The 13,234-nt window shown below is 59.8% G+C and carries 7 protein-coding genes and 1 pseudogene; 7 read left to right on the forward strand and 1 reads right to left on the reverse strand.

Going from position 1 to position 13,234, the window contains the following annotated elements; translation table 11 throughout:
• Positions 1–55 precede the first annotated feature (55 nt).
• The 7 genes and pseudogenes from XH85_RS34260 to XH85_RS34290 all read left to right on the forward strand — a co-directional run bounded on the left by XH85_RS34260 (position 56) and on the right by XH85_RS34290 (position 11,142).
• Positions 56–4,891, forward strand: a complete 4,836-nt coding sequence (locus tag XH85_RS34260; protein ID WP_128935419.1) for a trifunctional serine/threonine-protein kinase/ATP-binding protein/sensor histidine kinase — start codon at positions 56–58, stop codon at positions 4,889–4,891.
• 469 nt (positions 4,892–5,360) lie between these two features.
• On the forward strand, positions 5,361–5,735 hold the full coding sequence (locus tag XH85_RS34265; RefSeq protein ID WP_128935420.1) for a hypothetical protein: 375 nt from the start codon (positions 5,361–5,363) through the stop codon (positions 5,733–5,735).
• Positions 5,736–5,737: 2 nt separating this feature from the next.
• Positions 5,738–6,814: a LysR family transcriptional regulator gene (locus XH85_RS34270; protein ID WP_128935421.1), complete on the forward strand. Its 1,077-nt coding sequence runs from the start codon at positions 5,738–5,740 to the stop codon at positions 6,812–6,814.
• Positions 6,815–7,160: 346 nt separating this feature from the next.
• A pseudogene (locus tag XH85_RS45970) lies at positions 7,161–8,329 on the forward strand (tyrosine-type recombinase/integrase).
• The gene (locus XH85_RS34280) at positions 8,326–9,258 is read left to right on the forward strand and encodes a tyrosine-type recombinase/integrase (protein ID WP_128935422.1); all 933 of its coding nucleotides are present in this window, start codon (positions 8,326–8,328) and stop codon (positions 9,256–9,258) included. Before XH85_RS45970 ends, XH85_RS34280 begins: the two are co-directional and overlap by 4 nt.
• Positions 9,255–10,262 carry a tyrosine-type recombinase/integrase gene (locus tag XH85_RS34285; protein WP_128935423.1) on the forward strand — a complete coding sequence of 336 codons (1,008 nt, stop codon included), beginning with the start codon at positions 9,255–9,257 and terminating at the stop codon, positions 10,260–10,262. Before XH85_RS34280 ends, XH85_RS34285 begins: the two co-directional genes overlap by 4 nt.
• 460 nt (positions 10,263–10,722) lie before the next feature.
• Complete coding sequence (locus XH85_RS34290) at positions 10,723–11,142, forward strand: hypothetical protein (RefSeq protein ID WP_208758067.1); 420 nt, start codon at positions 10,723–10,725, stop codon at positions 11,140–11,142.
• A gap of 904 nt (positions 11,143–12,046) precedes the next feature.
• Here the strand turns inward: XH85_RS34290 and XH85_RS34295 are convergent.
• Positions 12,047–12,964, reverse strand: a complete 918-nt coding sequence (locus tag XH85_RS34295) for an NADP-dependent oxidoreductase (protein WP_128935424.1) — start codon at positions 12,962–12,964, stop codon at positions 12,047–12,049.
• Between the last annotated feature and the right edge of the window lie 270 nt (positions 12,965–13,234).

A 13,234-nucleotide genomic window follows, 5' to 3' on the forward strand; every position in this document is an offset into this window, starting at 1 on the left:
TGAAGGTTAGGCAGCTTGCTGAACTGGTGATGCTGTGGCAACAAGAATGTCACCTATGCCGGGGCTCTCGGGGTACGTGCTGGCGCCCCTGCGGGAAAGCGCAGACTTTACCCTTTACCGCGGCCGAAAGCACGACGCCCCCTCGCCGGTCCTAGCGATCGCACTCTTCGAACAGCCGTCGCCTCAAAGCATCAGGCGGCTCATGCACGAATACTCGCTCGGAGCCGAACTCGATCCCGCGTGGGCTGCCAAGCCTCTGGCCATTGCTCGTCACGAAGGGCGTATGATCCTCTTACTCAAGGACCCTGGCGGTCAGCCGCTGGATCGGATTCTTGAGCGTGACCAGGGGCAACCGCTCGACCTGACTCGTTTCCTTAGAACCGCCATTGGGTTGGCAAGAACACTCGGGCAAGTCCATCAGCAGGGCTTCATACATAAGGATATCAAGCCTGCGAATGTCCTCGTCGACGACACCGGCAACGCGTGGCTCACGGGATTCGGGATTGCCTCCAAACTTACGCGCGAGCGCCAGTCGCCCGAACCTCCAGAGTTCATCGCGGGAACGCTCGCCTACATGGCACCCGAGCAGACGGGACGAATGAACCGTTCGGTCGATTCTCGGAGCGACCTTTACTCGCTTGGGGTGACCTTTTACGAGATGCTGACCGGGAGTCTTCCATTCGCGGCCTCCCACCCGATGGAATGGGTGCACTGTCACATCGCGAAACAACCAGCCGCACCCAGCGAGCGCGTAGGAACCGTACCGACCTCGGTCTCCGCGATCACGATGAAGTTGCTCTCCAAGACGGCGGAGGAGAGGTATCAGACAGCGGCGGGAGTTGAGAGCGATCTTCGGCGCTGCCTCTCCCAATGGGAGTCCCAGGGGCGGATCGATGACTTCACCCCTGGCGCTCACGACACCCCAGATCGCCTTATGATCCCCGAGAAGCTGTACGGGAGGGACCGCGAGGTTGACGCTCTGCTGGCCGCCTTCGACCGCATCGTACGCGGTGGCCGTGTAGAACTGGTGCTGGTCTCCGGATATTCCGGCATCGGCAAATCCGCAGTCGTCAATGAACTCCACAAACCACTCGTGCCGCCACGCGGCTTGTTTGCATCAGGCAAGTCCGACCAGTACAAGCGCGACATTCCGCATGCCTCGTTGGCCCAGGCGTTTCAGAGCCTCGTCCGGCGGCTCCTCAGCCAGAACGAGGAAGACCTGCGCAAATGGCAGGACGCACTTCGTGAGGCGCTGGGTCCAAACGGACTGCTCCTCGTCGATCTGGTCCCGGAATTGAGGCATGTCATTGGCGAACAGCCGCCAGTGCCCGAATTGCCGCCGCAGGAAGCGCAGAGACGTTTTCAGATCGTATTTCGACGGTTCATCGGCGTATTTGCGCGACCCGAACATCCGCTCGCGCTCTTCCTCGATGACATGCAATGGCTAGATGTCGCCACACTCGACCTCCTCGAAGACCTGTTGAGCCGCAACGATTTGCAGCACTTGCTGATCATTGGTGCGTACCGGGACAACGAGGTCAATGCCACCCACCCGCTCATGCGTAAGCTGGAAGCGATCCGTCAGGCCGGAGCGGCAGTGCAGGACATCGTTCTCACACCACTGAGTCGCGACGATCTAGGCAAACTGATTGTGGACTCCCTTCACTGCCAACTGGAGCGCGGCGCCCCACTGGCAGACTTGATCCACGAAAAGACCTCGGGCAACCCGTTCTTCGCAATCCAGTTCATTTCTACTCTGGCGGACGATCGCCTACTGAAATTCGATTATCGCGAGCGCCGTTGGGTATGGGACCTGCTCCGCATTCGTGACAAAGGCTTCACGGACAATGTTGTAGAGCTGATGGTCGAGAAGTTGAAGCGCCTTCCGCCAGAAACCCAGAAGGTACTCGAGCAGTTCGCCTGCATGGGCAACAGTGCAGAGTTCGAGATGCTGCGGATTGGGTATCAGGGCTCAGTCGAGGACATCCACGACCATCTCTGGGAAGCCGTGCGATCGGGCCTCATCTTCCGTGCGGACAATTCCTACCGTTTCCTGCACGACCGCGTGCAGGAAGCCGCCTACTCGCTGATTCCGAAGGAGCTGCGTGCCGAGGCTCACCTGCGCATCGGAATGCTCCTCGCCGAGCACACGCCCGCTGAAAAACGTGAGGAGGCGATATTTGAGATCGTCAATCAACTCAACCGGGGCTCCCATCTCATCACCTTAGTCGAGGATCGCGAGCGCGTCGCGGAACTTAATCTGATCGCCGGCCGGCGCGCGAAGCTCTCGACAGCATACGACTCGGCGCTCAAGTATCTCAGAGCCGGCAGAGCCCTTCTTGAAGAAGAGACTTGGAAACGTAATCACCAGCTCATCTTCTCGATCGAGTATCTGACAGCCGAGTGCGAGTTGCTCACTGTCACGGTTTGCCTCGCCGCCGGGGATCCACTCGCCGAAGTGCAAAAGGAATGCGAGAACGGCGTGGCATCCGCTAGGCGGGCGCGTTTCGGCCTGGCCATCGAGCGCTGCGAAGCACAACTCGGTTTGATCCTCACCTTGCGCGGGCTGACTGCAACTTTCGGATGCCTGGATCACGAGGGATACAGTGAAATCGATACCGAACGCCGCTTAGCCAAGAGCCCCGACTTAGTGCTCGCCGAGTTCTATTACTGGACGCGAAAGCTGCAGGCGCACTTTTTCGCCGGAGACCTTGCGTCGGCGGTGGACGCCTCGCTACACGCCGAACCGCTGCTTTGGACGTCGGCGGCAATGTTCGAGTCAGCGGAGTATCGACTCTATGGCGCGCTGGCGCATGCGGCGGTCTGTGATCACGCCACTCCGGAGGAGAGACCGAGGCATTTCGATTCTGTGCTGGACCACTACCGGGAGCTCCAAATGTGGACCGAGGCCAACCCCGAAACCTTCGAAGATCGCGCCACGTTGGTCGGCGCCGAAATCGCCCGCCTTGAGGGCCGGGTGCAGAACGCTCAGGAGCTGTACGACAAGGCCATCCACGAGGCTCACAAACACGGATTCGTGCACAACCAGGCAATTGCCAACGAGATAGCCGGGCGCTTCTACGCAGAGCGCGGTTACGAGAAGATCGCCGCGACCTATTTGCGGGCCGCGCGGGCCTGCTACCTGCGCTGGGGAGCCGACGGAAAGGTCCGCCAACTTGAGGAGCTTTATTCGCACCTTAACGTGGACAAGTCGATCCCAGATTCCGCGGCGACAATAGTGACACCCATCGAGCAGCTCGACTTGACTACCGTACTCAGAGTGTCGGAAGCAGTGTCAGGCGAGATCGTCTTCGAGAAGTTAATCAACACGCTCATGAGTTCGGCAATCGAACACGCGGGCGCCGATCGAGGTCTCTTGATACTTTCGCGAGACGACAAATATCAAATTGAAGCAGAAGCAACAACCAGCGGTGACAACGTGAACGTGGTCCTGAAACAGGCACGCGTCACGGCCGCTGATCTACCGGAGTCTGTGTTTCACTACGTCCTTCGGGCAAAAGAGAGCGTTCTCCTGCACGATGCGTCCAGTCAGAGCTCGTTTTCAGCGGATGCCTATATTCGCGACCATCGCTCGCGGGCAGTGCTCTGCCTCCCAATACTTAAGCAGACCAGGTTGATTGGAATGCTGTACTTGGAGAACAACTTTGCGACTGACGTGTTTACTCCTGCTCGAATGGTGGTCCTCACACTACTCGCTTCCCAGGCGGCTATCTCAATAGAGAACGCCAGCCTGTACCGCGAGCTAGCCGAGCGGGAGGCCAGGATCCGACGGCTAGTGGATGCCAACATCATCGGCATCTTCGTCTGGGATCGTGACGATCGGATCATCGATGCCAACGAAGCTTTTCTCCGCATCGTCGGATACGACCGCGACGATCTCGTCTCCGGTCGACTGCGCTGGCGGGATCTGACGCCCACCGAATGGCGCGATGCCGACGACCGATGCGTGGCCGAGCTGGAGGCGACCGGAACCGTGCAACCCTATGAGAAGGAGTACTTCCTGAAAAACGGCAGCCGCGTGCCAGTGCTGGTCGGGGCAGCGACGTTCGGCGGGCGACACGACCAAGGCGTTGCCTTCGTGGTAGACTTAACGCAGCGCAAGCGGGCAGAGGAGGAAATTCGCGAAAGCGAGCGGCGCTACAGCGAGGTGCAGATGGAGCTCGTGCACGCGAATCGAGTCGCAACAATGGGGCAGCTCTCTGCTTCGATTGCCCATGAAGTCAACCAGCCGATCGGCGCGACGCTCAACAATGCCTCAGCGGCGTTGCACTGGCTAAGCAAAGAACCGGCAGATCTGGAGAAAGCTCGTCAGGCTCTCAACCGGATCTTTGCAAACGGCAATCGCGTCAGCGAGGTCGTCGGCCGGATGCGCGCCCTTTTCAAAAAAGCACCTCTCCGGAAAGAAGAAGTTGACATCAACGGAGCAATCCTCGAGGTCATCGCCCTGACCCGTAGCGAAGTCGAGAAGAATGGCATTGTGGTGCAGTCACACCTCGTGGACGGCTTGCCGCTCATTCAAGGAGATCGGGTCCAGGTGCAACAAGTGATTATGAACCTGATCATCAACGCGATCGAAGCCTTGAGCTCGATCTGTGAGGGGGCGCGAGAATTGGTGATCACCACCGATAGGAGCGAGTCGGATGGCGTTCTTGTCGAGGTGCGGGATTCAGGTCCAGGCCTGAGCTCAGCGGATCTTGAGCGCGTCTTTGACGCCTTCAATACGACAAAGCCCGGCGGCTTGGGGATGGGTCTGTCGATCTGCCGCACCATCATCGAAGCGCACGGGGGACGACTGTGGGCCACGGCCGCCGAACCTCGGGGAGCAACTTTTCGATTCACGTTGCCCGCACAGTCAAATCGAGCCGCGTGAATCGAATATCCTGCAGCGGGCCAACAGCAGAGCGAATATCTATCGACCGCAAGAATCTTGGTGTTTTTCGGCTTTTGCGATTTCAAGCGTGCCTGTCGGCTACGTGACAGAGCTGCACCAGTATTGAGTTCGCCCGTTGAGTCGCCTTGATGCAATGACAGATAGCGACCCCGGGATGGCAAGCGCGCTTTAGTGTTGCTAATCCAAAAAGGCAGCTACCAATCAACCAACCAAAGGCGACTCGTCCAATTAATTCTGACTTCTAGGACACGGCTGACCCTTAAGCCAACTTAGGTTGACAGGTGATCGAGACCACGGAGCTGTCGGGCACGCCAGAGACGAAGCAGAACTACTCACTCAATAAACCCGCAAGAATGATAACGCCGTAACAAGAACTGAGCTTACCGTCGCGCTTAATCTGCTCTATCTCTGGCCAGACATCAAGACAGCAGCGTCACGGATAACCAGGATGCGAACCATATTCCCTGCGCCAACTGCATTGCCCACCGGGGCCGATGTGACCGTGTGGGGTACAAAACGCTGTGCCCATGACGTCGACATCCAAGGTCGCCATCAGCACATCGAGATCGGATCGAGGCCATGCAAGGTTCATGATCCAAGGTTTTTGCCGGACCCTCGAATTGAGCTGATGTCATCGTCCGCGGCGTTAGCAGGAAAGAGCGTTGGCGAGAGAACTTTTCGCCAGGCGGATATCGAGAACTCCGGGCCGATGCATAATTCCCATTTCGTCAGAAACTCCACGACCAATCCTTTTGCCATCACCCCTGCTTCCCATGGCAACGAGCTGAAATGGTCCGGACCATGGCAAATCTCTCGGGTGTGAGCATGCATCTGCAGTTTCATCAGGTGCGATACTTCTTGGCCCTCGCAAGGACGCTCAATTTTACCCAAGCGGCAAAGCAATGCAATGTGACTCAGCCAGCACTGACAAAGGCGGTTCACAAGCTGGAGGAAGAGCTCGGCGGAGCGTTGATTCACCGTGAACGTCGTTTCACCCAACTCACCGAGTTGGGCAAGATGGTTTTGCCCACGCTCGAGCAAGTATTTGCCGCCGCGGAGGCGGTACGGCTTCAGGCGCGAAGTTATCAAAAAAAGACAATCGCCAGGCTCAAAATAGGACTGTCGCCATCAATCTCGGCCGCACTCATTACGGAAGTGCTCTGGGAGCTCACTACGACCATCCCTGACCTACGTTTCGATCTGCGCGAAGCCGATGCCAATGGGCTCGTTACGATGCTCTTGGATGGCGAAATCAATGCGGCACTCGTCGGCGACGCTGTGGAGCTGCCTGAACGTATCGATCGCTGGCCGCTGTTCGAAGAGCGGTACATGCTCGTTCTCCCTCGGGAACATGTAATGGCGAGGAAATCCGTCATCCCGCTACACGACTTGCACGAGTTGATTTTTCTCGAAAGGCTCGGATGCGATGTCGCAAGTAGATTCGTGCAAGCTGGTCTTCTCGACCATCAAGGTCCAAGAATTGTGCACAGCAGCGATCAGGAAAAGCATCTTCAGCAAATGGCATCCGCCGGTTTTGGAGCCATCCTAGCCCCAGAGCACGCTCCCAGGCTGCCATCGCTCGCCGCTATTCCGATTGAGGGCGATCCCGTCCGGTGCGAGGTGCAGCTCTTGGCCGTGGCGGGGAGGCGATATTCGCCAGCGCTTGACGCCTTCATCAAAATTGCCCGTGCTCGCGATTGGACGCGTGTGCTGGACACAATCCGCAACGCATCTGCACCTGCGTCGAACAACGACAACATTCGCAAGCCCGACGCACAAGCTGCAAGCTCCCTGTTTGAGTCACGCCTCCGAGCCGATCGCTCACGAGATCCTCGGATAATTCGGAGCGAAGATCGGGAAGTACGGAAAGTCCCGCAACCTCACTCAATCGAACGGCGGTGACTACTCGCGAGAAACGAGCTAGCTGGGCTGGTGTGTCCCCTCCGTACCGGAGGATCTTGACCAGCTTGCCGCTCTTACCTCGGAACACATAGAGATCGCCGCCGTGCGGTTATGTTGCGTGCAACATAACCGCATTTATGTGTCGGAGGAGATTATGTGGCGGAGGCGCCCTAACGCCAGCCGGGGCCGGCCACGGCTGGATTCCTCCGCCACATAATATTTTGTGCCCCTCGTGCGGACGCGGGATCCCCCTGCGCCGTAACGCCGGAGGGGCATAATGCTCGAGTTCTATTTTTCGTACCGTGGGGTGCTTAAACGCCTTCGTGACGGGGCGCTCGGCGCCGAGATGGATCGCATCGCGGGGCACTTTCTCTCGCTCGGTTACAAGAAAGCATCCGCTAAGCTTTATCTGAGCCGGATCGCACGGTTCGGCCGTTTTGCTGCAGCGCATTGCGGTTCACGGCCGATCGGCGAAGCTATCGTCGATAGCTATCTATGCACATTCACCACGGAGTCACCGCGGATTGCGGCAGTGTCTGCGCCCCAACACGCTCGACGGGTGGCGCCCGAACGATTCATTGCCTCGACGCCCATTGTAGTCGATGATTCGGACGCTCCGCTTTTGCGCTCCTTTTCTGACTATCTGAGCAGGGTACGAGGCCTTGAGCCAAGGTCCCGCGATGGCGTTCTCTTGGGCGCACGGCGCTTTCTGGATTGGCTCCGCCATCGCCATCCTGGCCAAGACCTCGAGGCGTTGACGGCAGAGCATGTCCTTGCCGCTGTCGAGTATCGGCTATCGCTCTCGGCGACCTCCGGCACTCGCACGGCGGCGATCTCTCACATCCGAACGTTTCTCCGCTTTCTGCATTGGGGTGGCCACCACGAGCAGGATTTGGCTCCCGTCGTTCCAAGAACGCCATATTGGCGACTGGCCCATTTACCGCCCCGGCTTTCGTGGGATGATGTTCGCCGCGCCATCGATGCGATCGGCAAGGCGACGCCGATCGACCTTCGCGATCGAGCTGTCCTGTTGTTGCTCGCCACCACAGGCATTCGCAACGGCGAGCTACGCGCTCTTCAGCTCCGGGATATCGACTGGCGAGCTGGCGAGGTTTTTGTCCGGCGCACCAAGGGCAAGCGTGACCGAGTGGCCCCGCTCATCGAGGAGCCGGCGCCGCGCTCGCCGACTACATCCTGCGGGCTCGACCGAACGTCGATAGTCCATATCTATTCCTGTCCTTCACGCCGCCCGTGGGGCCGTTCAAATCCGCGTCGCCTGTTTCGAGGATCGTGCGGAAGCGGTTGCGGCATGGCGGGATCGAGCTCGGTCGCGTCGCAGGCGCGCATCTCCTGCGCCACAGTTTGGCCACCCAGCTCGTCGGGCGTCGAAGGCCGATCAACGAGGTCGCCGATCTTCTAGGGCACCGAAGCATCAACACAACGGCGCTGTACGTGAAGGTCGCAGCCTCACAGCTCGCTGAGGTCGCGCTCCCCTTTCCGGGAGGCGCCGCATGACCGCCTTCGCCGCATTCCTCGGCGACAAGGTCGAGCGTTACATCGAGCTGCGCCGCTCGCTCGGCTACGCCTTCAACAAGCAAGCGGGCACGCTGCGGGCTTTCGTTCGCTACGTCGAGCGATCTCAGCTGGGTGCGCCCGCCACCCGGACGATGGCGCTGGACTTCGTCCTGTCGTTCGGTGGCGCCGCCGACAGCCGCGCGGTCCGTCACGGCGTGCTCCGCCGATTCTACGAGTACCTCGTCGTCTACGACCCCCAGACCGAGGTCTTGGAGCGCAAAGCTTTCCCGCGGTCCAGGGCGATTCCGCCGCCGCGCATCCTAAGTGAGGCTGAGCTGACGTCGCTTATCGACGCATGCAGCTTCATTTCGCCAGGGAACCCTCACAGGGGCCGCACGATGGCGACGCTAATCGGATTGTTGGCCAGCACGGGATTACGATCGGGCGAAGTGGTCAGCCTTGATCGCGGCGACGTCGATCTGATCAACGGGGTCGTCCTCGTCCGTAAAACCAAGTTCCGTAAAGACCGCCTGATTCCTGTTCACCCAACAACCCAGGCAGCCCTTCGTCGATACGCCCGTGAGCGCGACACCGTGTTTCCCAGGCCCAAAGGCGAGGCCTTCTTCCTCAGCTCGCGAGGCTGCCGTCTGTCGGCGACCGGCCTGCAAAGCAACTTCGCTAAGGCCCGCAAGCTCGCGGGTCTTGACAATGGCAAGCCTCTGCGACCGCACGATCTCCGGCACCGGTTCGCGGTGACCAGGCTCAGGCTGTGGCACCAACAGCGCGCAGACGTCCAAGCGCTGCTACCCTTACTCGCCACCTATCTCGGACACGCCAGCTACAGCGACACGGCCTACTACCTCACCGGTTCGTCGGATCTTCTCGCCATCGCGGCTGAACGCGCCTTCCTCGACGGAGGCGCCGCATGAGCGAACACCTCCTTCTGGCGCCGCTCCTGGAGTCGTACTTCCGGTGCCGGTTGACCAAGCAACGCAACGCGACCTCCGCGACCCTGGCCAGCTATCGCGACGCCTTGCGCATGCTGATCCTCTTTGCCGCTGCCCGTTTGCGGAAGAAGCCAGCGGCGCTGGCCCTTGAAGATCTCGATCGGGACCTCGTTCTCGCCTTTCTCGATGAGCTTGAGGAGAAGCGGAACAATTCCATCGCAACGCGCAACGCCCGACTAGCCGCGATCCGATCCTTCTTCCATCACGTCGCTGCCGCCGATCCCGCCTCGTTCGGCGTCGCCCAACGGGTTCTGACGATCCCCACGAAACGGACCCACATCGAGGTGACGCATCATCTCACCAACGCCGAGGTGGAGGCCATCATCGCAGCCCCTGATCAGACGACGCCCCGCGGCCGGCGCGACCGGGCCTTTCTGCTCTTCTTGGCGAGAACCGGCGCTCGCGTGTCCGAAGCGACCGGCGTCAATGCGAACGACCTTCAGTTGGAGCGAGGACGCCCGCAGGTGCTGCTTCACGGCAAGGGACGCCGAGATCGCGTCGTTCCCATTCCTAAGGATCTGGTGCGATCGCTGACGGACCTATTGAGCGAACGCGGCCTCGCCAATCATGAACCGCGGCCGATCTTCGTCGGGGTCCACAACGAGCGCCTGACGCGTTTCGGCGCGACACACATCGTGCGGCGTGCCGCTTCCCAGGCCGGGTCCACGAGGCCAAGCTTGGAGAGCAAGCCGATATCGCCGCACATCTTCCGGCATTCCCTCGCCATGAAGCTTCTCCGGTCAGGCGTGGACCTCCTGACGATCCAGGCCTGGCTTGGCCATGCTCAGGTCGCCACAACCCACCGATACGCCGCTGCGGATGTTGAGATGATGCGCCGGGGCCTCGAGAAGGCGGGCGTCTCAGGCGACCGCAGCGCGCGCTTCCGGCCGAACGACACCATCCTGCAGCTGCTGGCCAACATCTGATTATTATGTGGCGGAGGAATCCAGCCGTGGCTGGCCCTGGCTGGCGTTAGGGCGCCTCCGCCACATAATCTCGTCCGACACATAAGTGCCGGTCTCGCCTGAAGGCTTCCTGCACCAGTAAGACCAGCGAGTTCATGCCGCAGCGCATGTCTGTATGGCGCCGGTGGCAATCTACACCCGTACGCGCGACGCAATGGAGATCACCGCGGCCGTCCATCTGCCAGCGCCCGCAGACCGTTTGCGTCTGAAAGCTGTAGACGCACCACCGCCGGAGAGAATGAAAACGATAACGATACTGCATTTCTAACGGCGGGCGGACACGAATACTGTCCTCATGCACCTCATCGATACTTGGTGGCAGCACGGGTCGCCCAATCACAACGCTTGGTCTGGGGGCACCGCCTCTACTCTCGATGTCCCAATAACTCGATCGAGCAGCCCAGCAAGCAGGAGTTGCGTTATGCCATTTTGCAACGCCACAAAGTCTATCTACACCTACCTAATCGACTATCCTGTAGCCATCGTCTTGATGGTCGCGCCGCTCCGGATAAACTTTGGCAAGAACAGTCCTGTCGCGCTCTGGTTTTCCGCGGTGACCCGCGCCACGGCGCTGCTGCCGCCGGCTTTCGTGGACTACGCGACGGGGATCGTCCGGATCATTCGTTCCTGGCTGCATCTGTGGGTGGATAGCGCATTGGACGCGATTTCCATCACTGCCCCGTCTACCGCCCATTTTGGCGGGCCTTACGTCTGGTGCTGCTGGATTCTCGCGGTTGCGGTCTTGCTGACGACCTCAGTTCTCCGCGCGGTCGAAGTCGGCACTGTATTGGTGGCCGATCTCGACACGCCGGCTATCAGGTGTCGATCGATTCGATTCTAACGCGGCATGCAGGTTTGCCCAAAATAGGTACGTTAAGCCGATCGTTGCTGAATAGATCGTAGCCGTCGAGACTACAATCGATACGATTTATATGTCCTCAATCAAAGAAGAAGGCGGCGTGGGTCGGCCGAGATAGCTAGCGCCTACATCCTGCGCGGCGGCGCCTTGCCCGACACCGAGCTGTTCGCTTCATCGGGACGTTGCTTACAACGCTTACGCAGTTGGCGGTTGGCTGGTGATCAAGTAGTTGTCGATAGCGACTTTCTGGACTACCGGACTGATCAAGCGGTGAATTCCGTTCGGAACGGCTGGAGGACCGCCATTTGACTGGGCGGCATCCCATCAAGACTAATGTCGGTGGTTACCGACAGTATGTAAGTCGGAGCATGTTCTTGGATCCCCGATTGGCCGCAGTAGACGCCAGGGAAGTGAGGACGGATTTTCAGCACTACAATCGCTCCTTTCCAGATCGCGGCGCAGCCACTAAGGGCCGCAGCTGCACCCCGGACGGCTTGACGTAACACCATACCACATTTTAGTTCCGCGATCGACAATGAGCGCACAGTAATCCGCGAGAGCCTGTCATGGCATTGGCTGGTTGACTTGCTCTGTCTAAGACCTTGCGCATTGATCGGCTCGCGCGGAAACTATTGGTCGCTTTCGATGAGACAATCTTCCGACTCCCACTACCAACGTCCCATTCCGGTTCGCGAATGTCGTTTCTCATTCCGTCGGCGCTATAAGCTCAAGGGCATGCGACCTCGGCCCGATCCGTTCGACCGACGCAAGAAAGCCAATCCGCGCAGCGCGGCCGAACGGCACCCACGTGCTTTCACTTCATCGAAGAAGGCAGCCTGAACTGGGCAATGCCGTTTGGCCACGTGCATCGATAGGCGCGTGCCGTTCACGGACGAACGCGGATGATTTTCTTCCCGTTGATCCGCTCGGTCTGGTTAAAGGCGGCCACAGCCTCGTGGAGCGGCGAGACGATACCGATGTTCGTCCGCAGCCGTCCGTCTCGCACCCGCTGGACGATCTCACTTAGTTGGGCGCGATCGGACTCGACAACAAAGTCGATTGTCAAGACGTTGGCGGGCCGTGTCTCGCTTGGCCCGACAATGGACACCAGCGTCCCTCCGGGTCTAACCAGCCGCGCGGACCGTTTTCCGATGTCGCCGCCAATAAGATCGAATACCAGATCGACGTCGCCGACGTCTTCCAAGGCGTCGTTCTCAAGGTCGACGAACTCTTGCGCGCCGAAGTCGAGCGCTTTCTGACGATCCGCGGCGCGTCCGGTTCCGATGACGTAGGCACCGGCCTCGCGTGCGAGCTGGGTCACCATCGAACCGACTGCGCCAGCGGCGCCGTGCGCAAGGACGCTCTGGCCCGCCCTGAGGCGACCGTGATCGAACAGTCCCTGCCATGCAGTCAGGCCCGAGATCGGCAAGCTCGCGCCAACCGTGAAGTCCACGTCGCCCGGCAGCGGCGCGAGATTGCGTGCCTCGACCGCGACGTACTCCGCCAAGGTACCGTCGCGGTACCAGTCGGCGAGGCCGAACACTCGCTGCCCGAGCGACAGCCCTGTCGTGCCATAGCCGACGGCGGTGACCACTCCGGCCAACTCGTGCCCGGGGACCGACGGCGTCCGGTCGCGGTCGCTACGATCAGTCCAGGTCGAGGGCCACGCCAGCTCAGTCCCAACGAATCCTGACGCATGAACCTCAACGACAACGTCGTTTATCGCGGCCTGCGGCTGGGACCGCTCTCCCAGCTTCATTCCGGTCGTTCCCGCGGCCTGGTCGGTCACTATAATCGCTTTCATCGTCCACCTCTTCGAGTGTGGTATGTCATCATGATCCAATATTTTCGCAGAGGATCGAAAATACGATGTGAAACTCGGTGGTCCAATGACCTGTAGATATGGAATCGATGCCATCGATGCAGCGTGCGAGAAGTCAAAGGTGTGGTACGAGTAGAAACATCTGCTTCTTACGACGAAGCGAAATTGTGAGTGGTTGGGAAGATGATTTCCAGTCCGCATTGGCGTCTTCAGCCATAGGCCGGCACGCTGTGGAGGCCGGTGGGGCGTGGT

It is taken from the genome of Bradyrhizobium zhanjiangense, from assembly GCF_004114935.1.
Taxonomy (GTDB): domain Bacteria; phylum Pseudomonadota; class Alphaproteobacteria; order Rhizobiales; family Xanthobacteraceae; genus Bradyrhizobium; species Bradyrhizobium zhanjiangense.